This window comes from Streptomyces sp. HUAS YS2 (assembly GCF_033343995.1).
Lineage (GTDB): Bacteria > Actinomycetota > Actinomycetes > Streptomycetales > Streptomycetaceae > Streptomyces > Streptomyces solicathayae.
This window is the reverse complement of sequence record NZ_CP137573.1, coordinates 3,280,805-3,302,521: the sequence shown is the minus strand read 5'-3', so window position 1 is coordinate 3,302,521 and position 21,717 is coordinate 3,280,805. Positions and strand designations below refer to the sequence as shown.

At 73.1% G+C, this 21,717-nt stretch carries 14 protein-coding genes; 9 read left to right on the top strand and 5 right to left on the bottom strand.

Annotated elements, in window-relative coordinates; translation table 11 throughout:
- The first annotated feature begins 34 nt into the window (after window positions 1–34).
- Window positions 35–1,159: a GuaB3 family IMP dehydrogenase-related protein gene (locus R2D22_RS14885; RefSeq protein WP_318103714.1), complete on the top strand. Its 1,125-nt coding sequence runs from the start codon at window positions 35–37 to the stop codon at window positions 1,157–1,159.
- Between the two features lie 71 nt (window positions 1,160–1,230).
- Here R2D22_RS14885 and R2D22_RS14880 read toward each other — a convergent pair whose 3' ends face one another.
- The 3 genes from R2D22_RS14880 to R2D22_RS14870 form a co-directional block, all read right to left on the bottom strand.
- Window positions 1,231–1,710, bottom strand: coding sequence for a hypothetical protein (locus tag R2D22_RS14880; RefSeq protein WP_318103711.1), 480 nt, complete (start codon window positions 1,708–1,710; stop codon window positions 1,231–1,233).
- A gap of 96 nt (window positions 1,711–1,806) precedes the next feature.
- The gene (locus tag R2D22_RS14875; RefSeq protein WP_318103710.1) at window positions 1,807–2,286 is read right to left on the bottom strand and encodes a hypothetical protein; all 480 of its coding nucleotides are present in this window, start codon (window positions 2,284–2,286) and stop codon (window positions 1,807–1,809) included.
- A gap of 148 nt (window positions 2,287–2,434) precedes the next feature.
- The gene (locus R2D22_RS14870) at window positions 2,435–3,676 is read right to left on the bottom strand and encodes a nucleotide sugar dehydrogenase (protein WP_318103708.1); all 1,242 of its coding nucleotides are present in this window, start codon (window positions 3,674–3,676) and stop codon (window positions 2,435–2,437) included.
- 246 nt (window positions 3,677–3,922) lie between these two features.
- On the opposite strand from R2D22_RS14870, the gene R2D22_RS14865 reads away from it, so the two are divergent.
- Entirely contained in the window at window positions 3,923–5,629 is a 1,707-nt protein-coding gene (locus R2D22_RS14865) for a glycerol-3-phosphate dehydrogenase/oxidase (RefSeq protein WP_318103707.1), read from the top strand.
- A 43-nt stretch (window positions 5,630–5,672) separates the two neighbouring features.
- Here the strand turns inward: R2D22_RS14865 and R2D22_RS14860 are convergent, their stop codons facing one another.
- A complete protein-coding gene (locus R2D22_RS14860) occupies window positions 5,673–6,680 on the bottom strand; it encodes a serine hydrolase domain-containing protein (protein ID WP_318103706.1) in 1,008 nt (335 codons plus the stop codon).
- A gap of 161 nt (window positions 6,681–6,841) precedes the next feature.
- Here R2D22_RS14860 and R2D22_RS14855 point away from each other — a divergent pair, with 161 nt between their 5' ends.
- The 7 genes from R2D22_RS14855 to R2D22_RS14825 all read left to right on the top strand — a co-directional run bounded on the left by R2D22_RS14855 (window position 6,842) and on the right by R2D22_RS14825 (window position 20,839).
- Entirely contained in the window at window positions 6,842–9,034 is a 2,193-nt protein-coding gene (locus R2D22_RS14855) for a serine/threonine-protein kinase (RefSeq protein WP_318103705.1), read from the top strand.
- 136 nt (window positions 9,035–9,170) lie between these two features.
- On the top strand, window positions 9,171–11,951 hold the full coding sequence (locus R2D22_RS14850; protein ID WP_318103703.1) for a serine/threonine protein kinase: 2,781 nt from the start codon (window positions 9,171–9,173) through the stop codon (window positions 11,949–11,951).
- Between the two features lie 102 nt (window positions 11,952–12,053).
- Window positions 12,054–13,685, top strand: coding sequence for a serine/threonine-protein kinase (locus R2D22_RS14845; protein ID WP_318103701.1), 1,632 nt, complete (start codon window positions 12,054–12,056; stop codon window positions 13,683–13,685).
- A 19-nt stretch (window positions 13,686–13,704) separates the two neighbouring features.
- Window positions 13,705–15,354 carry a serine/threonine-protein kinase gene (locus tag R2D22_RS14840; protein ID WP_318103700.1) on the top strand — a complete coding sequence of 550 codons (1,650 nt, stop codon included), beginning with the start codon at window positions 13,705–13,707 and terminating at the stop codon, window positions 15,352–15,354.
- A gap of 111 nt (window positions 15,355–15,465) precedes the next feature.
- Window positions 15,466–17,118 carry a succinic semialdehyde dehydrogenase gene (locus R2D22_RS14835; RefSeq protein ID WP_318103698.1) on the top strand — a complete coding sequence of 551 codons (1,653 nt, stop codon included), beginning with the start codon at window positions 15,466–15,468 and terminating at the stop codon, window positions 17,116–17,118.
- 40 nt (window positions 17,119–17,158) lie between these two features.
- Window positions 17,159–18,979, top strand: a complete 1,821-nt coding sequence (locus R2D22_RS14830; RefSeq protein ID WP_318103697.1) for a GMC oxidoreductase — start codon at window positions 17,159–17,161, stop codon at window positions 18,977–18,979.
- 207 nt (window positions 18,980–19,186) lie between these two features.
- A complete protein-coding gene (locus tag R2D22_RS14825; protein ID WP_318103695.1) occupies window positions 19,187–20,839 on the top strand; it encodes a peptidase in 1,653 nt (550 codons plus the stop codon).
- Window positions 20,840–21,299: 460 nt separating this feature from the next.
- On the opposite strand, the gene R2D22_RS14820 is transcribed toward R2D22_RS14825, so the two are convergent.
- Window positions 21,300–21,590, bottom strand: coding sequence for a chorismate mutase (locus R2D22_RS14820; protein ID WP_318103693.1), 291 nt, complete (start codon window positions 21,588–21,590; stop codon window positions 21,300–21,302).
- Window positions 21,591–21,717: the final 127 nt, after the last annotated feature.

The window sequence follows — 21,717 nt, the reverse complement described above, 5'->3', positions numbered from 1 at the left end:
GTAGGCGCATACGTAGAGGGAAAGGCCACACATCGTGACTGAGATCGAGATCGGGCGCGGCAAGCGCGGCCGCAGGGCGTACGCGTTCGACGACATCGCCGTCGTACCGAGCCGGCGCACCCGGGATCCGAAGGAGGTCTCGATCGCCTGGCAGATCGACGCCTACCGCTTCGAGCTGCCCTTCCTGGCCGCCCCGATGGACTCGGTCGTGTCGCCGCAGACCGCCATCCGCATCGGCGAGATGGGCGGCCTCGGCGTCCTGAACCTCGAAGGCCTGTGGACCCGGTACGAGGACCCGCAGCCGCTGCTCGACGAGATCGCGGAGCTGGACGAGGCCACCGCGACCCGCCGCCTCCAGGAGATCTACGCCGCGCCGATCAAGGAGGAGCTGATCGGGCAGCGCATCAAGGAGGTGCGCGACTCGGGCGTGGTCACCGCCGCCGCGCTCTCCCCGCAGCGCACCGCGCAGTTCTCCAAGGCCGTCGTCGACGCCGGCGTGGACATCTTCGTCATCCGCGGCACGACCGTCTCCGCCGAGCACGTCTCCGGCGCGGCCGAGCCGCTGAACCTGAAGCAGTTCATCTACGAGCTGGACGTCCCGGTCATCGTCGGCGGCTGCGCCACGTACACCGCCGCCCTGCACCTGATGCGCACCGGCGCGGCGGGCGTCCTGGTCGGCTTCGGCGGCGGCGCCGCGCACACCACCCGCAACGTGCTGGGCATCCAGGTCCCGATGGCGACCGCGGTCGCCGACGTGGCCGCGGCTCGCCGCGACTACATGGACGAGTCCGGTGGCCGGTACGTGCACGTCATCGCCGACGGCGGCGTGGGCTGGTCGGGCGACCTGCCGAAGGCGATCGCCTGCGGCGCGGACGCCGTCATGATCGGCTCCCCGCTGGCGCGCGCCACGGACGCCCCCGGCAAGGGGCACCACTGGGGCATGGAGGCCGTCCACGAGGACGTGCCGCGCGGCAAGCTGGTCGACCTGGGCATCGTCGGCACGACCGAGGAGATCCTGGCCGGTCCGTCGCACACCCCGGACGGGTCGATGAACTTCTTCGGCGCGCTGCGCCGGGCCATGGCGACGACGGGCTACAGCGAGCTCAAGGAGTTCCAGCGCGTCGAGGTCACCGTGGCGGACTCGCAGCACCGCCGCTGACCGCCGTCCCGAGCACGCGAAGGGCCCCGCACCGTCACGGTGCGGGGCCCTTCGGGCGTCTGTGCCGTCGGCTACTGGGCGGCCTTGCGGGCGCCACCGAACGCGCCGACGCCGGCCAGCACGAAGAACAGGAACGTCATCGGGTCCTTGGACTCGTTCCAGGCCTGGGTCAGCAGGTCGAAGTGCTGGAAGAACATCTCGGCGAACGGGACGTTCAGCTCCTCGCTGCCGATGACCGCGATGCCGACGAGCTGGCCGAGGTAGACGGCGCCGAGCGAGAACACGGCGGCCGCGACCGCCAGGATCCGGTTCGGGCCGCCGACCTTGCTCGCCGCGAAGCCCGCGAGGAAGCCGACGCCGATGGCGGCCCAGCCTATCTCCCGCTCGATCGACCCGGCGACCACGCCGTAGACGATGCCGCCGACGAGCGCGGCGACCAGCGCCGCCAGGACGCCGAGCGCCACGTTGTCCCGCACGGGTGCGGGCTGGGGAGCGGCGGGGTAGGCGCCGTCGGCGAACGGGTTGCCGGGCGGCGGAACGGGCTGAGACATGCTGCGGATCCCCCCTGGGACGGTTGAGCGCGAACGCACGAACGTGCGATCGAGAAGGCCCGGAGACTAGCACTCCGTTCCGACACTCGTCCTGTGCTAATCCGCGGAGGCCTTCCTGGCGCCCGCGACCGCGCCGACGGCGGCGAGCGCGAAGAACAGCAGCGTCCAGGTGTCCTTGAAGATCTGCTCCCAGGTCTCGGTCACCGGCTCGGAGTGAGAGAGGAACAACTCGGTGACGGGGATGTTCAGTTCCTCGCTGTTGATGACGGCGGCGACGATGAGTTCCCCGAGGTACACGCCCCCGATCGAGAACACCGCGGCGACCGCCGTCAGGAACGGGTTCGGGCCCCCGGTGGCCTTGCTCGCCGAGTAGCCGGTGAGGAAGCCGACGCCGATGGCGGCCCAGCCGATCTCGTACCGGATCTCGCCCGCGACCAGGCCGTAGACGGTCCCGCCGATGAGGGCGACGACCAGCGCCGTCAGGATGCCGAGCCCGGCACTGTCCCGTTCCGGCTCGGGCGGGCCGGGGTAGCCGCCGGGGAACGGGCTGCCGGGCGGCGGGACGTGCAGAGACATGCTGCGGATCCCCCTGGAGCGGTTGCGCACGGATGTGCGGGCGAGACGGGCCCGGACATTAGCAGCCGGGTCCGTCGACCGCCCATGGGATTCCGGTCGGCGACGCCCCTGGTTCCGTCGGTAACCGCCCCTGGGATTACGCCCGTTGTCAGAGCCGGTGCGCCGCGCCCGCGGGGGTGGCACCGCGGGTGTCGAGGAGGAGCTGGGCCTTGACCGCCAGGCCCTGGAGGTCGTACGTGCGGTGGTGCTGGAGCAGCACCGTCAGGTCGGCTTCGGCCGCGGCCTCGTAGAGGGAGTCGGCGCGCGGGACGGGCCGCTCGCGCACCCGCCAGTCCAGGACGTGCGGGTCGTGGTAGCTGACCGCGGCGCCCAGGTCCATCAGGCGGCAGGCGATCTCGGTGGCGGGGGAGCCCTGCCGGTCGGCGAGATCGGGTTTGTACGTGATGCCGAGCAGAAGGACCCGCGCGCCGCGGGCGGACTTGCCGTGCTCGTTGAGGAGGGTGGCGCAGCGCTGGATCACGTACTGCGGCATGCGCTCGTTGACCTGGGTCGCCAGCTCGACCATGCGCAGCGGGCGGTGGGTGCCGAGGGTGTCGACGGGGACGCCGTGGCCGCCGACGCCGGGGCCGGGGCGGAAGGCCTGGAAGCCGAACGGCTTGGTCTCGGCGCAGCGGATGACGTCCCACAGGTCGACGCCGAGTTCGTGGCAGAGCACCGCCATCTCGTTCACCAGCGCGATGTTGACGTGCCGGAAGTTCGTCTCCAGGAGCTTGACCGTCTCCGCCTCGCGCGGGCCGCGGGCGCGGACGACCTTGTCGGTGAGGCGTCCGTAGAACGCGGCGGCGGATTCGGTGCAGGCCGGGGTGAGGCCGCCGATGACCTTGGGGGTGCCGGTGAAGCCGCGGGTGCGGCTGCCGGGGTCGAGGCGGTCGGGGGAGTACGCGAGGTGGAAGTCGCGTCCGGCGCGCAGGCCCGAGCCCGCTTCGAGCAGATCGCGCAGCAGGCCCTCGGTGGTTCCGGGCGGGACGGGGGACTCCAGCAGGACCGTGGTGTGCGGGCGCAGCCGGGCGGCGAGCGCGCGGGCGGCGTCGGTGACGGCGGTCAGGTCGAGGGAGCGGTCGGCGCCGAGCGACGTGGGGGCGCAGATGACGGCGGTGCGGACGCGGCCGAGTTCGGCCGGGTTGGTGGTCGGCCGGAAGCCCCCCGAGAGCATCCGGCGGATCTCCGAGGCGCTGAGCGAGCCGTCGACCGGAGGGCGGCCCGCGGCGAGTTCGGCGACCGGGCGGGGGTCGGTGTCGAAGCCGATGGTGTCGATGCCGGCGGCGGTGGCGGCCTGGGCGAGAGGGAGTCCGTGGTGGCCGAGGCCGATGACGGCGAGATCAGCGGGCATGAAGGTGGGCCGTCCTTCCCAGTAGCCGGAGGGAACGCGACGCGCAAGCCCCGTGGACAGAACGGGGCGAGTGCAATGTCAGACTAGGCGTAAATATGACCGATATGCGGCATTGTGGTGCCGAAGTTCGCCGAGTGTTATCCACAGAACGTGACGGGCGGTGGCTGAAGTCGGAGGGCCGGGCCAGAATCGTGTGTGTGAGCCGGACCACACGGGTGCTCACGCGGGGGACGACGGGAGGCAGCGGTGAGGACAGCGACACTGGGGCCGACGGAGCGCGTCGAGGCGCTCGCGGCGATGGCCGAGCAGGAGCTGGACGTGCTGGTCGTGGGCGCGGGCGTGGTCGGCGCCGGGACCGCGTTGGACGCGGCCACGCGGGGGCTGGCGACCGGGCTCGTCGAGGCCCGCGACTGGGCGTCGGGCACGTCCAGCCGGTCGAGCAAGCTGATCCACGGCGGACTGCGCTACCTCGAGATGCTCGACTTCGCGCTGGTGAGAGAGGCGTTGAAGGAGCGCGGCCTGCTCCTCGAACGGCTCGCCCCGCACCTCGTCAAACCCGTGCCCTTCCTCTATCCGCTGCAGCACAAGGGATGGGAGCGGTTCTACGCGGGCTCGGGTGTCGCGCTGTACGACGCGATGTCGGTCTCGTCCGGGCACGGCCGCGGCCTGCCCGTGCACCGCCACCTGAGCCGCCGGAACGCCCTGCGCGTCGCGCCCTGCCTGAAGAAGGACGCCCTGGTCGGGGCGTTGCAGTACTACGACGCCCAGATGGACGACGCGCGCTTCGTCGCCACGCTCGTGCGCACCGCCGCGAGCTACGGCGCGAAGGTGGCCAGCCGGGCCAGGGTGATCGGCTTCCTGCGCGAGGGCGAGCGGGTGGTCGGTGCCCGCGTGCAGGACGTGGAGGCGGGCGCCGAGTACGAGATCCGCGCCCGGCAGATCGTCAACGCGACCGGGGTGTGGACGGACGACACCCAGGCGCTCATCGGCGAGCGGGGGCAGTTCCACGTCCGCGCCTCCAAGGGCATCCACCTCGTGGTGCCCAAGGACCGGATCCATTCCAGCACCGGTCTGATCCTGCGGACCGAGAAGTCCGTGCTCTTCGTGATCCCGTGGGGGCGGCACTGGATCGTCGGCACCACGGACACCGACTGGGACCTCGACAAGGCCCATCCGGCGGCCTCCAGCGCCGACATCGACTACCTGCTCGAACACGTGAACACCGTGCTCGCGGTGCCGCTCACCCGGGACGACGTCCAGGGCGTCTACGCGGGCCTGCGGCCGCTGCTCGCCGGGGAGTCGGACGCCACCAGCATGCTCTCGCGCGAGCACATCGTCGCCCATCCCGTGCCCGGGCTCGTGGTCGTCGCCGGCGGCAAGTACACGACGTACCGGGTGATGGCGAAGGACGCCGTGGACGAAGCGGTGCACGGGCTGGACATGCGCGTCGCCGCCTGCGTCACGGAGGACGTGCCGCTGCTCGGCGCGGAGGGCTACCAAGCGCTGTGGAACGCGCGGGCGAGAATCGCCGCCCGAACCGGGCTGCACGTCGTACGGGTCGAGCATCTGCTCAACCGGTACGGGTCCCTGACGGAGGAACTGCTCGACCTGATCGCCGCCGACCCGGGGCTCGGCCGGCCGCTCGCCGCGGCGGACGACTACCTGCGGGCGGAGGTCGTGTACGCCGCCTCCCACGAGGGCGCGCGCCATCTGGACGACGTGCTGACCCGGCGCACCCGGATCTCCATCGAGACCTTCGACCGGGGCACGCGCAGCGCCCGGGAGTGCGCCGAGCTGATGGCGCCGGTGCTGGGCTGGGACAAGACCCAGATCGAGAAGGAGATCGAGCACTACGAGAAGCGGGTGGAGGCCGAACGGGAGTCGCAGCGGCAGCCGGACGACCTGACGGCGGACGCCGCGAGACTCGGGGCGCCGGACATCGTGCCCATCTGAGCCGGCGCGGGGTGCGGTAGCCGGCGCGGGGGCGGCCGGTGGCTCAGGGGCAGAACGCGGATTCCAGCAGGGCCCGTTGGAGACCGCGGTCGGCCTGGCGGTCGGTGGTTACCCGGAACACGAGGGTGCGGCGGCCGTCCGCGGTGGTGGCGGCCCGGACGGCGCTGCCGGTGATCCGGCCGTTGTGCCCCCACACGGTGAGCCCGCACGAGAGCCGTTCGGGAAACACGGCCATCCCGTACCGGCCGCCGGTGGCCGAGGTGTCGAGCAGTTCGCGCATCTGCTCGGCGGGCAGCAGCCGTCCGCCGAGCAGGGCGGAGTAGAAGCGGGTGAGGTCGTCGAGCGTCGACACCAGCTCGCCGGCCGCGCCCGCGACGCGGGGGTCGACGTCGGGTTCACCAGGGCGGTGCGGGGTGGGCAGGGCGCGGCGCGCGCCGGGGAAGGAGGTGCCGGTCAGGGCGAGGGGGGTGAGGATGCGGCGTTCGGCCTCGACGGCGTACGGGTGGCCGGTGACACGCTCGACGAGCATGCCGAGCACGACGTAGTTGGTGTTGGAGTACGCGAACGAGCCCACCGGGCGCGGGACGTGGGTCAGGGCGGTCCGCAGCGCGGCGCGGGGTGAGGTGGGCGCGGGGGAGGTGGTGACGCGGACGTAGTCGTACAGGCCGCTGGTGTGGGTGAGCAGCGTGCGGACGGTGACGCGGTCGTCGAGCCGGTGGCCGGGGACGGGGTCACCGAGTCGGGCGCGGACCGGTTCGTCCAGGCTCAGCCGGCCCTCGGCGACGAGCTGGAGGACCACGGTCGCGACGAAGGTCTTCGTGACGCTGCCGGCCCGGAAGTGCTCGTTCCGGCGGACGGTGGGCCCGCCGGCCGTCGTGTACCGGTCCGGTGAGCCTGGGGCGGTGGTCAGCAGGGCCGCGGCGGGGGCGCCGCCCTGGGTGACGAACCGGGCCAGGACGGGAGGAGACGGTTCGCCGGCGAGGGACGCCGGGGTCAGCGCGAGGAGCGCCGCGACCAGGAGTGCGGCGATTCGGGTGCGGGCCGGTGGCATGGTGGGAGTCCCTTTCTCCGTGGCCATCCTCCCGGAGTGCGGACCCGGGAGCAGCGCCGGTCCCGGAGTGAGGGACAATGGGCTCTCTTCCAGGGCGGGTTACCGCATCAGGTGGGGAAGCGGCTGACGCGGGCGAAGACGAGGGATCGCAGAGGGGACGCATGTCGGAGGCGGAGCAGTCGCGGGACATGGCACCAGAGGTCGCCGGGACCGACGACAACCGGGGTGTGGTTCCCGCGGCGCGCGAGGCGGAGCGCGCCGACGGCGGGACGTCCGACGAGGCCGCCGGCCCCGCCGCGGCGTCGCCGGAGGCGTCGGACACGACGGACGCGGCCGACACGCCGGACGCGAACGAAGCGAAGGACAGAGCGGCGGCGGCCGACCTCGCCGACGCCGCGCCCGAGAAGCCGGCGCCGGCTCCGGCGGCTGCCGCGCGGAAGGGCGGCTCCTACGGGAAGGTTCCCGCGCCGACCGTCGAGGGGCGCTTGCTGGCGGGCCGGTACCGGCTGGGCAAGGTGCTCGGGCGGGGCGGCATGGGCACCGTGTGGCGCGCCGTCGACGAGACGCTGGGCCGGACCGTCGCCGTCAAGGAGCTGCGGTTCCCCAACAGCATCGACGAGGAGGAGAAGCGCCGCCTCATCACCCGCACCCTGCGGGAGGCGAAGGCGATCGCCCGCATCCGCAACAACGGCGCGGTGACCGTCTTCGACGTCGTCGACGAGGACGACCGGCCGTGGATCGTGATGGAGCTGGTCGAGGGCAAGTCCCTCGCCGAAGCCATCCGTGAGGACGGCACGCTCACTCCGCGCCGCGCCGCCGAGGTCGGCCTCGCCATCCTCGACGTGCTGCGCTCCGCGCACCGCGAGGGCATCCTGCACCGCGACGTGAAGCCGTCCAACGTGCTGATCGCCGAGGACGGCCGGGTCGTCCTCACCGACTTCGGCATCGCCCAGGTCGAGGGCGACCCGTCGATCACCTCCACCGGCATGCTCGTCGGCGCACCCTCGTACATCTCGCCCGAGCGCGCCCGCGGCCACAAGCCCGGGCCCGCCGCCGACATGTGGTCGCTCGGCGGCCTGCTGTACGCGAGCGTCGAGGGCAGCCCGCCGTACGACAAGGGCTCCGCCATCGCGACGCTCACCGCCGTGATGACCGAGCCGGTCGACCCGCCCAAGAACGCGGGGCCCGAGCTGGAGAAGGTCATCTACGGCCTGCTCGCCAAGGACCCCGAGCAGCGCCTCGACAACGCCGGCGCCCGCGCGCTGCTCGACGCCGTGCTCGCCGCGCCCGACGCGGCGGCCGTCGCCGAGCCGTCCCCGGAGGCGACCCGCGTCGTCCCGCTGCCCCCCGTCCCGCCGGCCGACGCGCCCGCGACGTCCCGCACGGAGGAGCCCGCCGCCGCCGAGCGGATGCGCGGCGCGCTGAAGTCCGTACGGGACGCGGCGGCCGCGGCCGCCGCACAGCAGAAGCAGCAGCGGCAGCAGAAGCAGCAGCAGAAGCAGCAAAAGCCGGAGCCGGTGCAGGGCGGCGGTCGGCCCGCGCCGGTCCGCGCGCCGTTGACCGACGTCGTCCCGCGCCGCACGCTCGTGATCATCGCCGTGGTCGTGGCCCTCGCCGTGCTCGCCACCGTCCTCGCCATCGTGCTCAGCGGTGGCGACAAGGGGAATGCGGGTAAGGGGACGGGTTCCGGCAAGGGCGGCGACAAGGTCGCCTCCTCCGGGGCGACCACCGGTGACGCCGGGACGGGGACGGACCGGTCGTCCGGCGGCCCCGGTCAGCAGGGCGGCGAGAAGGGGTCCGGCGACTCCGGCACCGGCGGCACCAAGCAGCCGTCCGGCACCCCGTCGACCGGCGGCAACGGCGCCGGAAGCAGCACCGGCGGCGCCGGGGCCCAGCTGCCCGCGGGCTACGCGCAGGTGACCAACGACCGATTCCACTTCACCATGGCCATGCCGTCCACCTTCAAGCTCACCGGCATAGCCGGCCAGAACTCCGGCGGGATATTCAGCGCCTCCGGCGGCTTCCCGCGAGTCCAGGTGGACTTCAACGACAGCCCCAAGGACGACGCCGCCGCGGCCTGGGCCGGCGCGGTCTCCGCGGTCTCCGCGTCGAGCAACGGCTACAAGCACTTCGGCATCAAGAAGGTCGCCTACAAGGGGTACCCGACCGTCGCGGACTGGGAGTTCGAGCGCAACCAGGGCGGCATGCGCGTCCACGTCCTCAACCGCGGCTTCAAGGTGGACGCCGACCACGGCTACTCCATCATGGTCAGCTGCAAGGCGAGTGAGTGGAACGGCCCCGAGTGCCGGACGCTGCGGGAGACCGCGTTCGCGACATTCAGCCCCAAGGACTGACCGACGCCACGTATCGTGAGAGGCAGCGGACCGTACGCAGCCGAGCCGAGCCCTCAAATGTACGGGACCTGACCGGATTTGACGGTTTCGCACGATCTGTAGGGCCGGGGGGACAGCACGCTGCTGGGGAGGCGTCGTGGACGACTACGCGGGAAGGGTGCTCGCCGACCGTTACCGCCTGCCGTTGCCGCCCTCGGACGAGTACGAACTCGTCGAGACCCGCGCCTTCGACACGTACAGCGGTCAGGAGGTCCTGCTCCGCCAGGTGCCGTTGCCGGAGGTCGTCGACGCCGAGGTGCTGGACGCCGACGGCAGCGCGTACGGGTACGGTGGCGCGCCGCGCCGCGCGCAGGGGCGGGCGACCCGGCGGCCGAACGACCCTGCCGTCCGGCGGGCGATGGAGGCGGCGCAGGCCGCCGCGCAGATCCCCGACCACCCGAGCCTCGACCAGGTCTTCGACGTGTTCGCGGAGGCCGGTTCGCTGTGGATAGCGAGCGAACTCGTCGCGGCCCGCCCGCTCGCCGCGCTGCTCGCCGAGCGCCCGCTGAACCCGTACCGCGCCGCCGAGATCGCCTCCGACCTGCTCACCGCGCTGCGCGCGCTGCACGCGCACGGCTGGACGCACCGGAACATCACCACCCGCACGGTCCTGGTCTGCGACGACGGCCGTGTCGTGCTCACCGGGCTCGCGGCGGGCGCGGCCGAAGAGGCTCTGTGCGGCTACGTACCGGTGCCGTCGCCGGAGCCCGAGTACGAGCACGACCACATGCCCGACCACGAGTACGAGTACGAGCCCGCGCCGGAGCCGGGGCGCGAGCCCGAGGGCGCGGGGTCCCTGCTCCCCGCCGCGCGGGAGGCGGGCGCGGAGACGGTGCCCGTACGGGCCGAGCTGCCGGCCGCCCCGCCGAGCTCCGCCGCCGACGTACGGGCCGCCCGTGCCGGGGCGATCGCCGCGTACCGGGCCGGTGCCCGCGCCGCCGCGCGGATCTCCGAGACCGGCACCCTGCCCCTCCAGCCCGGCCCCGGCCGGCCGGAGCCCACGGAGCCGACCGCCGAACCGACCGCCGAACCGAGCGCCGAACCGAGCGTCGAGCCGACCGCCGCCCCGGTCGCAGCCCCCGCCCCCGTCCCGGCCGACGGCGCGCCCGAGCCGCAGTGGTGGAGCCGGGACGCGGACGACGAGGACGACGAAACCGACGACGGCGACGACTTCGGCCAAGGCCAAGGCCAAGGCCAAGGCCAAGGCCAAGGCCAAGGCCAAGGCCGAAGCCAGGCCCAGGGCCATCGTCCCGACGCCGGTGGCAACTCGCGCGCGCTCCTCGCCGGGACCTGGAGCGACGGCCCGCACGTCTCCCGCGACGGGGCGGCGCCCGTCCCCGCCGGCGGCACCAGGGCGCGCCCCGCGCTCCCGGCCCCGGCTCCCCGCCGCGCCCCCGAGTCGTCCGACGCCCCCGAGGGCCGCGGCGCGCTCGTGCCCGCGTCCGGTCGCTGGGACGAGGTCGTCGCCGCGGGCGGCCCCGCCCCCGCGTACCGCGGGCCCGCCACTCCGCTCGCCGCCGAGCGCGCCCGGCAGGCCCGGATCGCCGTCGTCGGTCCGGTCACCGAGCGCTGGGCGCCGGAGCAGGCCGGGCCGGTCCACGAGAACTGGCAGCTCGCGCCGCCCATCGGCCCGGCCACCGACCTGTGGGCCCTCGGCGCGCTGCTCTACCGCGCCGTGCAGGGCCACGCCCCGTACCCCGAGGACAGCGCGGTCGAGCTGGTCCAGCTCGTGTGCGCCGAGCCGCCCGCGTTCGCCGAGGAGTGCGGGCCGCTGCGCCCCGTCGTCGAGTCCCTGCTGCGCCAGGACCCCACCGAGCGCCCGGACTTCGAGGAGCTGCGCGGCTGGCTGCGCTCGCTCGTCAGGTCCGCCCCCGAGCCGGAGGCGGGCACCACGGTCGTGCCGCTGCTGTCCGAGGACCCGTCGCGGCTGCCCATCGTCCGCCGCCGCGGCGAACTGGTCCGCAAGCGCCGGGGCCGCGGGGCCGCCGCGCAGGGCCGGCACCGGCACAAGAAGGTCAAGGAGTCCCGTCGTACTCAGGCGCGGGCCGACCGGCAGGACCACCAGGACCACCACGATCACCAGGAGTTCCGCGAGGAGCTCCCCCAGCGCGCAGCCAAGGCGCCCAAGGCCCCGAAGGCTCCGAGGGTCCCCAAGGCCGCCCGGACCCAGAAGGCCCCCCGCGCCCTCGGCCGCACCCTCCTGGTCCTCATCCTGCTCCTGCTCGCCGGAGCGGTGGCGTACGCGATGCTGTTCCTGCCCAAGAGCGGCACGGAGGGCGACGGCGGCGACGCCGCCGAGAACCCGCAGCAGTCACAACAGCCCCAGCAGCCCCAACAGTCGCCCCAGTCCCCGCAGTCGACCCCCAAGGCCTCCGAGGCCCCCAAGCCCACGCCCACGCCCACCAAGCCCCCCGCTGTCTCCCTCGCCCCCGGCTACACGCTGCGCCAGGACCCCGAGGGGTTCCAGATCGCGGTCGCGAAGGGCTGGAAGCGTTCGGGGAAGAACGAATCCGGGCAAATCCGCTACACCAGCGGAGACTTCACGCTGCTGGTCGTCCCCGGCCGGGACACTGTGCAGGCCGAGGGCTCCGACCCGATGGCGTACCAGCGCACCAAGGAGCGCGAGCTGCAGCCCTGGCGGGACTCCTCCTGGTCCGGCGCGACCGGGCTGCGCCGCGTCGACGTGGGCCGGCAGGCCATGGCCGAGGGCCAGTTCACCTGGCAGGACGGCGACGGCCGCGACCTGTACGTGCGCAACCTCGCGCTGATCGTCGGCGGCCGGTACCACGTCGTCCAGGTGATCGGTCCTGACGGCCAGCGCGACAAGGTCACCGAGGTATACCAACAGGCCGTCAAGGCCTACCGGTCCACTCGCTGAGGCCCGTCTCCGGTCACGGTGCGGTTCCTATGACCGCCCCGAGGTTCCGCCCCCCGTACCCCGCTCCGTAACCTGGCATCCGAAGGATCGGGGCGGGGGACAGTGGAACATTCTCAGAGCACAGGAACCGGGCTCCTGCTCGCCGGTCGGTACCGGCTGAGCGAGTCCATCGGGCGCGGCGGCATGGGCAAGGTCTGGCGCGCGCAGGACGAGGTCCTGCACCGCACGGTCGCGGTGAAGGAGCTGACGGCGGGTCGGTTCGTCTCCGAGGCCGACCGGGTCGTCCTGCACGCCCGGACGCAGAAGGAGGCGCGGGCCGCCGCGCGGATCTCGCACCCGGGTGTCGTCACCGTGCACGACGTGCTGGAGCACGACGACCGGCCGTGGATCGTCATGCAGTACGTCGACGGGCCCTCGCTCGCGGACGCGATGAAGGAGGCGTCGCCCGACGCCCGCGAGGCGGCCCGGATCGGCCTGCACGTCCTCGGCGCGCTGCGCGCCGCGCACGCGGCCGGGGTGCTGCACCGGGACGTAAAGCCCGGCAACGTGCTGCTGGCCCGCGACGGCCGGGTGCTGCTCACCGACTTCGGCATCGCGGCCATCGAGGGCGACTCCACCATCACGCGGACCGGTGAACTCGTCGGCTCCATCGACTATCTGGCACCCGAGCGGGTACGGGGCGGGGCGCCCGGCCCGGCCTCCGACCTCTGGTCGCTCGGCGCGACGCTGTACGCGGCGGTGGAGGGGACGAGCCCGTTCCGCCGCGACTCGCCGATCACCACCATGCAGGCCGTCGTGACCGAGGAGCCGGACGCCCCGCGCAAGGCGGGCCCGCTCGCGCCGGTGATCACCGCACTGCTGCGCAAGGACCCGGAGGGCCGTCCGTCGGCCGACGAGGCCGAGCGGATGCTCCTGGAGGCCATGGAGGGGCGTACCCCGAAGGCTGCGCAGGCGTTCGTGCCGACCCAGCGGGTCGACCCGGCCCAGCTCGGCTCGGTCGCCACCCTGCAGCAGCCCGTCCCGCCCGCCTCCGAGCTCCCGGCCGCGACCCCGACCGTCCCGTCCGTCCCGGCGTCCGGCGGCGGTCGGTGGCGCACGGCGGTCCTCGCGGCGGTCGTCGCCGGTCTGGTCGCGGGCGCCGCGGTGTTCGCCGTGATGCAGTACGGGGGCGGTCAGGGCGGCGGCGACCAGGGGCGCGGCACCGGCCCGACGGCCGACAGCACCGCCGAGCCCGGCAAGGACAAGAGCAAGGGCAAGGTCGACCCCGTCCTCGACCCCGCCGGCTGGCACCGTGTGCAGGACCCGGAGGGCTTCAGCATCCTCGTGCCCAAGGGCTGGGAGCGGCAGATCAACACCCAGGGCAGCATCGACTACACGCCCGACGACGGCCGGCACCTCATCCGGATCAGCATCGACACGTCACCCGACTTCGAGACGCCGCTGGTGCATGCCGAGGACCTGGAGAAGCAGCTGAAGAAGCGGGCGCGCTACGAGCGGGTGCGGCTGACCCAGAACCTCTTCCGGGACCAGCAGTACGCCTGCCTGCTCGAGTTCACCTGGACGGAGCGGCGGAACAACCCGGGGCCGCGGCACGCCATCGACCAGCTCTACTACGGCGACGACGGCACGGAGTACGCGCTGTACATGTCCTCGCCCGAGAAGGACTGGGACACCACGCGCCGGCAGTTCGATCACCTCCTGAAAAGCTGGCGACCGCCGGCCGAAGCGCAGTGAGGTTCGACAGGATGGTGGCATGAACGACTACGGGGGACCGATGAACGAGCCCACCAGCTACGGACTTCAGCCGCCGAGGTCGCCGCAGCACGGACCCGTCCCGCCCCAGCACGGACCCGTGCCCACGCAGCACGTACCCGTCCCGCCGCAGGCCGCGCCCGGCGCCGGTCCGCTGGTCGGCGGCCGGTACCGGCTGCTGTCCCGGCTCGGGCACGGCGGCATGGGTACGGTGTGGCGCGCCCGGGACGAGGTCGTGGACCGCGACGTGGCCGTCAAGGAGCCGCGCGTGCCGGACCACCTGTCCGAGCAGGAGCGCGCCAACATCCACCTGCGGATGCAGCGGGAGGCCCGCGCGGCCGCCAGGATCGAGCACCCGTCCGTGGTCACCGTGCACGACGTCGTCGTCGAGGCCGGGCGGCCGTGGGTCGTGATGGAGCTGGTCAGTGGGCAGTCGCTGGGCGACCGGCTCCAGGAGGGCACGCTCGATCCGCGGGAGGCGGCGCGGATCGGGTTCGACGTGCTCGCCGCGCTGACCGCCGCCCACGAGGCGGGCGTGCTGCACCGCGACGTGAAGCCGGACAACGTCCTGCTCGGCCGCGGCGACCGGGTCGTGCTCACCGACTTCGGCATCGCGCAGATCGAGGGCGAGCAGCGGCTGACCGAGACCGGCGCGTTCGTCGGCTCGCCGGAGTTCGTCGCCCCGGAGCGGCTGCTCGGGCAGCGGCCGGGGCCCGCGTCGGACCTGTGGTCGCTCGGTGTGGTGCTGTACGCGGCCGTGGAGGGCATGTCGCCGTTCCGCCGGACCAACACCCCGGCCACCCTCCAGGCGGTGCTCTCGGCGGAGCCGCAGAGCCCGGCGCGCGGCTCGGGCGCGTTCGGCGCCCTGGTGATGCGGCTGCTGAGCAAGGACCCGGCGGCCCGGCCGGGGCCGACGGAGATCCGTGCGGCGCTGGAGGCGGTGGCCCGTCCGGTGCCGTCGTCCGCCCCCACGCAGACGGCCGGGCCGGCCGCCGCGGGGACCGTGGCCCCGCAGAACCGGTGGCTGCCGCCCGTCCTGGCGCAGAGCCGGGGCGCGCGGTACGGGCTGCTCGCCGGCCTCCTCGCGATCGCGGTCGCCACGACGCTGCTGGTCACCGACCCCTTCGGCGGGGACGAGCCGCTGCCCGGCTGGCAGGTGCGCCCGGAGCGGGAGTTGCTGGGCGCGGAGGTGACCGTGCCGCAGGACTACAAGCGGTCCCAGGAGGACGGCGACGGGGTGGTCTGGTTCTCCGACCCCAGCGGCGTCTTCGAGATCGACTTCTGGCGCACGGAGGCCGGCGGCGACGACCTCGGCCCGGGCGCCGCGGCGCGGAAGGCGAAGTACGAGCGCGGTGGCAACAACGGCCTGGAGATGAAGGACCCGAAGGTCACGGTCAAGGAGACGCAGCACCAGGGGCGGAAGGCCTCCGAGCTGGTCGTGGACTACACGCCGTACTCGTCGAGCGGCGACGACCCGGTCCGGTACCGCTACCACGAGCTGCTGATTCCGGGGGAGGGCAAGACGTACTGGCATCTGCGGGTGAAGATGCCGGCCGCGGGCAAGGCTGCGGGAGATGGTGAGGGGATCTACACCGAGGTTGTGAAGGGACTGCGGATCGAGGATTTCTCAGCGGCCTCGAAGCAGGGCTAAGCCCCTGATCAGGGCTTATCTGCCAGTGATCGCTGGCGTGGTTGTGCGCGGGCGGTGAAAACTGTTACCGACGGGTACCCAAAGTCCGGAATGACGCCTACCCTCGCCCTCATGACGGACTCGCAGGCCATCACCTCCACCGCCCCGGACACCGAGGCCCCCGCGGCCCGCGCCGGCGCCGGCACCAACCCGATCGCCCCCGCGCCGACCGGTGTGCGCACCGCCGCCGACGTCGTGACGCCGGACCTGGTCGCCCGGCTCACCAAGGGCGTCGTCGGGTCCGGTCGTACCGCCAACCACACCCCCTTCACCGGGGACAAGCTGGCGGACCTGCCCGAGTCCACCCCCGAGGACGTCGCCGAGGCGTTCGTGCGCGCCCGCGCCGCCCAGGGCGCCTGGGCGGCCACGCCGGTCCGCCGCCGCGCCGCCGTTCTGCTCCGCTTCCACGACCTGGTCCTGGAGCGGCAGGGCGAGATCCTCGACCTGATCCAGCTGGAGACCGGCAAGGCCCGGCTGCACGCCCACGAGGAGGTCCAGGCGGTCGCCGTCGCCGCCCGGCACTACGGCCGCAAGGCCTCCTCGTACCTGAAGCCCAAGCGGCACACCGGCGTCGTCCCGACCCTGACCAAGGTCACCGAGCTGCGCCAGCCGCGCGGCGTCGTCGGCCAGATCGCCCCCTGGAACTACCCGCTGGAGCTGTCGGTCGGCGACGCGCTGCCCGCGTTCGTCTCCGGCAACGCGGTGGTCATGAAGCCGGACACCGAGACCGCGCTGACCGCACTGTGGGCCCGCGACCTGCTGATCGAGGCGGGCCTTCCGGCCGCCGTCTTCCAGGTCGTCCTCGGCGAGGGCCCGGTCGTCGGCCCCGCCGTCGTCGAGCACGCCGACTACGTGTCCTTCACCGGCTCCACCCGCACCGGCCGCGAGGTCGCCCAGGGTGCCGCGGCCCGCCTCGTCGGCGTCTCCCTGGAGCTCGGCGGCAAGAACGCCATGCTGGTCCTGAAGGACGCCGACGTGGAGAAGGCCGCCGCCGGCGCCGTCCGCGCCTGCTTCTCCTCCGCCGGACAGCTCTGCATCTCCATCGAGCGGCTCTACGTCCACGAGTCGGTCGCCGACGACTTCGTCGCCCGGTTCGCGGCCCGGACGAAGGCGATGCGGCTGGGCAACGCCCTCGCGTACGGGGCCGACATGGGCTCCCTGGTCGGCGAGCGGCAGCTGGAGACGGTGTCCCGGCACGTCGAGGAGGCCGTCGCCAAGGGTGCGAAGCTGGTCGCCGGCGGCGTCGCCCGGCCCGACATCGGCCCGCTGTTCTACGAGCCGACCATCCTCGACGGCGTCGAGACGCCGATGGCGGTCTGCTCCGAGGAGACCTTCGGCCCGGTCGTCTCGATCTACCGCTTCAAGGACGAGGACGAGGTCGTCGAGCTGGCCAACGCCACCCCGTACGGCCTGAACTCCTCCGTCTGGACGAAGGACTCCCGGCGCGGCCACGCCGTCGCGGCCCGGCTGCGCACCGGCACCGTCAACATCAACGAGGGCTACGCCCCGGCCTACGGCAGCGTCCAGTCCCCGATGGGCGGCATGAAGGACTCCGGCCTGGGCCGCCGGCACGGCTCCGAGGGCATCCTCAAGTACACCGAGGCCCAGACCGTCGCCCAGCAGCGGCTGATCCCGCTCGCGCCGTCCTTCGGCATGGACGACGAGAAGTACGCGGCGTTCATGAGCGTGTCCCTGAAGGCGATGAAGGCCCTGCGCCTGCGCTGACCTGCCCGTCCCACCTGACCCGTTGCCCAAGAGGAGAGCCATGACCGCGGTAACCCCTGCCCAGAATCAGGACGAGGACGGTTCGTACGACTACGACGTCGTCGTCGTCGGCTCCGGCTTCGGCGGCTCGGTCACCGCGCTGCGGCTCACCGAGAAGGGCTACCGGGTCGGCGTCCTCGAGGCGGGCCGCCGGTTCGCCCGCGAGGAGCTGCCCCGGAACTCCTGGGACCTGAAGAACTTCCTCTGGGCGCCGGCCCTCGGCCTGTACGGCATCCAGCGCATCCACCTGCTGGGCAACGTCATGGTCCTGGCGGGCGCCGGCGTCGGCGGCGGTTCGCTGAACTACGCCAACACCCTCTACGAGCCGCTCGCGCCGTTCTTCGATGACCCGCAGTGGAAGGACATCACGGACTGGCGCGAGGAGCTGGGCCCGTACTACGACCAGGCCAAGCGGATGCTGGGGGTCCGGCTCAACCCGACCATGACCCCCTCGGACGTCCACCTGAAGGCGACCGCGCAGGCCATGGGCATCGGCGACACCTTCCACATGGCGCCGGTGGGTGTGTTCTTCGGGGACGGCAAGGACGCCGTCGGCGAGGACGGGGCAGGGACCGCGAAGGTGAAGCCGGGCGGCGAGGTCGCCGATCCGTTCTTCGGCGGCGCGGGCCCGTCCCGCAAGGCCTGCACCGAGTGCGGCGAGTGCATGACCGGCTGTCGGCACGGCGCGAAGAACACCCTCAACGAGAACTACCTCCACCTCGCGGAGAAGGCGGGCGCGACCGTCCACCCGATGACCTCGGTCGTCGCCGTCACCGAGGACTCCCGGGGCGGCTACGCGGTCAAGACCCTGCCCACCGACAACCGGAAGAAGGGCAAGGGCCGCACCTTCACGGCCCGCAAGGTCGTCATCGCCGCCGGTACGTACGGCACCCAGACGCTGCTGCACCGGATGAAGGACACCGGCCTGCTGCCCCGGATCTCGGCCCGGCTCGGCGAGCTGACCCGCACCAACTCCGAGGGCCTGGTGGGCTCGCAGACCACCGACCGCCGCTACCGGAAGAAGCACGGCAAGGACAAGGTCGACTTCACCCGCGGCGTCGCCATCACCTCGTCCGTCCACCCGGACGAGAACACCCACATCGAGCCGGTCCGCTACGGCAAGGGCTCCAACTCGATGGGCGCGCTGACCGTCCTCCAGGTGCCGTACGGCGCGCACCGGGTGCGCAGGTGGCTGGTCGAGCTGGTCAAGCACCCCACGCTGGCGGTCCGTTCGCTGTCCAACCGGCGCTGGTCGGAGCGGACCATCATCGGTCTGGTCATGCAGTCCCTGGACAACTCCCTGACGACGTACCGCAAGCCGGGCGGCATCGGGAAGGGTCTGCTCACCGCCCGCCAGGGCCACGGCGCGCCGAACCCGACGCAGATCGAGGCGGCGACGCAGGCGGCGAGCCTGCTCGCCGAGGAGATCAACGGCTTCGCCGGCTCCAACGTCGGCGAGCTGATGGGCACTCCGCTGACCGCGCACTTCCTCGGCGGCTGCCCGATCGGCGCGGACGCCGAGTCCGGCGTCATCGACCCCTACCACCGGCTGTACGGTCACCCCGGCATCTCGGTCGTGGACGGCGCGGCGGTCTCCGCGAACCTGGGCGTCAACCCCTCGCTGACGATCACGGCGCAGGCGGAGCGGGCGATGTCGTTCTGGCCGAACAAGAACGAGGAGGACGCCCGCCCGGCCCAGGGCGCGGCGTACGTGCGCCTGGCCCCCGTCGAGCCGAAGTCCCCGGCGGTCCCCGCGGACGCCTTCGGCGCCCTGAGGCTCCCGTTCCTCGGCATCCCGACGGTCCCGCCGAAGAAGTCCTGATTCCCCCACGCAACAAGAAAGGCGCTGCGCCCCCCTCCGAGCGCAGCGCCTTCCCAGTTTTGGGTGGTGCTGCATACATGACCTGTGACCAGGGGGATTGGTTGCACGCGAATATGCGGATCGGCATGTGACACGCGTCACTCACAACCCTCGCGGGGGCACGACGGTCATAAGGGGCGCCATCTCTTCTTGATCAAAGGTTCATGCATGAGACGCCTGTTCTCCGCCCTCGCTTCAGTGGGCCTCGCCGCCACGGCCGCCGGCCTCGCCGTGACCCCGGCGCAGGCCGAGCCGAACGAGTTCGAGCTCCTCGGCCCGGCCGAGGTCAGTGTCTGGCCGCAGACCCCGGGCGGCACGCCGAAGCCCTCCGAGTCGGACATCATGCTGCACTGGGACACGGGGGGTGACGAGGGCATGGAGAGCGGTCAGGCCACGATCACCTACGACTTCAGCGCCCTCGCCGGAGTCGCCACCGCCGAGGTCCAGAACGCGCCCGCCTTCCCGTGCACCGTCACCGGCGCCAAGGTGGTCTGCGAGCGGGACGTCGTCTGGGGCGGGTACGAGAAGGTCGCCCGGCTGAAGCTCACCGCGGCCGACGGCGCCGCCGTCGGCGCCACCGCCGACGTCAAGGTGACCGGACAGCTCGTCACCGCGCACGCGACGGAGACCTTCGCGCCGCTGACGACCAAGGTGACCGTGGGCGGCCCCGACCTCGCGCTGAAGGAGCTGCCGCTGAAGTCCGGCCTCAAGCCGGGTGCGAGCCAGGCGCTCCCCGTGACGTTCGCCAACGTGGGCACCACCAAGGTCGACGGCGCGCTGCTGACCATGTTCCGCACGCCGGGCCTGGAGATCCCCGAGCGGTACTCCAACTGTGAGTACGGCAAGGCCCCCGAAGCGGTCTGGCAGGGCTTCGAGAAGGTGCTGTGCACCCTCGACGGCCCGTACGAGCCGGGCGCGGAGTACACCCTGGAGCAGCCGCTCAGCCTCAAGGCGGCGGCGGACGGGCTCTACGAGCGCTTCACCTACCGGATCGGCATCGACGACCCGGCCGAGCGGGCCGAGCAGCGCGGCGCGGGCACCTTCACCAAGGGCACCGGACCGGCGCTCACCGTGAAGAAGAAGTCCGTCGCCCCGCTCGCCGCGGAACTCGACCTGCGGAACAACCAGTACTCGGCGGACCTGGACGTCGACAGCACGGCCGACTTCGTGGCGCGCGGCGCGAGCGTCGAGAAGGCAGCGGCCGGCGAGAAGCTCACGCTCGCGGTCGGCTTCCGCAACGAGGGCCCGGCCCGGGTCGACCGCCGTCGCGGCGTCGAGGGCATCGCCAAGGTCGACGTCGAGATGCCGCGGGGCGTCAAGGTCACGGCGGTGCCCGCGCAGTGCGTCGCCACGGAGGCCAACCGCCGCTACGTCTGCGACGTCCCCCCGGTCGTCGAGAACGGCGCGGAGCGCACGCTGCCGTTCGAGGTGAAGGTCACGAAGGTGATCGAGGACGCGACCGGCAAGATCACCGTCCGGCACGCCGACGGGGCCGGCAAGAAGCCCGCCTTCGACCCCGACCCGGCCGACAACACCGCCGCGATCGTGCTCAACGGCACCGCCCCTGCCGCCACGACCGGCGGCGGTGTCGTCACCGGCGGCGTCCCGGGCGGTGACACGGGCGCCGCCACCGCCGGCGGTGCGGGCGGGAACGCCGCCACCACCGGCGGTTCGGCCGGCGGCGACGCCTCCGCGCAGGGCGGCCTGGCCTCGACCGGCGCCGCGGTGTGGACCGCCGCCGGCCTGGCGGCCGCCGCGCTCGCGGCCGGCGCCGGGTTCGTGGTCGTCACCCGCCGCCGCGCGGCGGCCGGCCGGAACTGACCGGCGACGACCTGACCGGCAGGCGAACGAGGGCCCCGCTCGCGGCGATGGTCGCGCGGGCGGGGCCCTCGGCGTCGGCGCCGTGGGGAAGGCGGCGCTCGGGGGACTCGTACGGGACGGTGCAGACGGCACAGGTACGGGCGGATGCGGTCGGCCCCGGGCGTCCCCGGGACCGACCGTCCTTTCTGGGTGACCGGGCTGCTGTCCCCTGCCGTCCGGTCACGAGCGCCGGGGCGCGGTCCCACGACGCACCTGCGGTGCGTCACACGCCCCAGCGAAGCCACGCGTGGGTTCTTCTGGCCCGCCCCTGGCTGGCACGGACAACGGGACCAACGAACCGCCGGCGCGGCCGGTCACGCGCCGTACGGGTGAGAGAGGAACCGTACGGGCGTTCACGGGCAACCGGTCAGGCGGTTCCCCGGCAGTCGTTCGGCGTGCTCCCCGGCAGCCCGCCCGGCGGTCAGATGCGGCCCCGGCACAGCTCCAGCATCGTCATCGCCAGGGCCGTGCCCGGCTTGCCCAGCGCGTCGCGGTAGTGGCCGAGGACCTCCATCTCGCGGGCCAGGTTCACCCGGCGGCCGCCCGAGGAGATCCGGGCCTCCTGGATGACGGCCGAGACGGCCATCCGTTCCTGGATCAGTCCGATGATCCGGTCGTCGAGCGCGTCGATGCGCTCGCGGGCGTCGCCGATCAGCGCCGCCGCCTCGTTCGTGCGGGCGCCGGTCTTCTCGGTCTGGGTCGGGACGGTCATGGGGCTCCTCGTCGGTTCGGTGCGGGAGGCCCCGGAGCGGTTCGGCCCGGAGAAACGCAGAACGCCCCGGGCCTTGTCGGCCCGGGGCGCCTGGGAAGTCGCTTGTCAGTTGCTCAAGCAGCACGAC

Bases quoted from the DNA above. Each gene is read 5' to 3' on its own strand.
- R2D22_RS14880 (WP_318103711.1), bottom strand. From the start codon at position 1,710: ATGTCTCAGCCCGTTCCGCCGCCCGGCAACCCGTTCGCCGACGGCGCC.
- R2D22_RS14875 (WP_318103710.1), bottom strand. From the start codon at position 2,286: ATGTCTCTGCACGTCCCGCCGCCCGGCAGCCCGTTCCCCGGCGGCTAC.
- R2D22_RS14870 (WP_318103708.1), bottom strand. From the start codon at position 3,676: ATGCCCGCTGATCTCGCCGTCATCGGCCTCGGCCACCACGGACTCCCT.
- R2D22_RS14860 (WP_318103706.1), bottom strand. From the start codon at position 6,680: ATGCCACCGGCCCGCACCCGAATCGCCGCACTCCTGGTCGCGGCGCTC.
- R2D22_RS14855 (WP_318103705.1), top strand. From the start codon at position 6,842: ATGTCGGAGGCGGAGCAGTCGCGGGACATGGCACCAGAGGTCGCCGGG.
- R2D22_RS14840 (WP_318103700.1), top strand. From the start codon at position 13,705: ATGAACGACTACGGGGGACCGATGAACGAGCCCACCAGCTACGGACTT.
- R2D22_RS14835 (WP_318103698.1), top strand. From the start codon at position 15,466: ATGACGGACTCGCAGGCCATCACCTCCACCGCCCCGGACACCGAGGCC.
- R2D22_RS14830 (WP_318103697.1), top strand. From the start codon at position 17,159: ATGACCGCGGTAACCCCTGCCCAGAATCAGGACGAGGACGGTTCGTAC.
- R2D22_RS14825 (WP_318103695.1), top strand. From the start codon at position 19,187: ATGAGACGCCTGTTCTCCGCCCTCGCTTCAGTGGGCCTCGCCGCCACG.
- R2D22_RS14820 (WP_318103693.1), bottom strand. From the start codon at position 21,590: ATGACCGTCCCGACCCAGACCGAGAAGACCGGCGCCCGCACGAACGAG.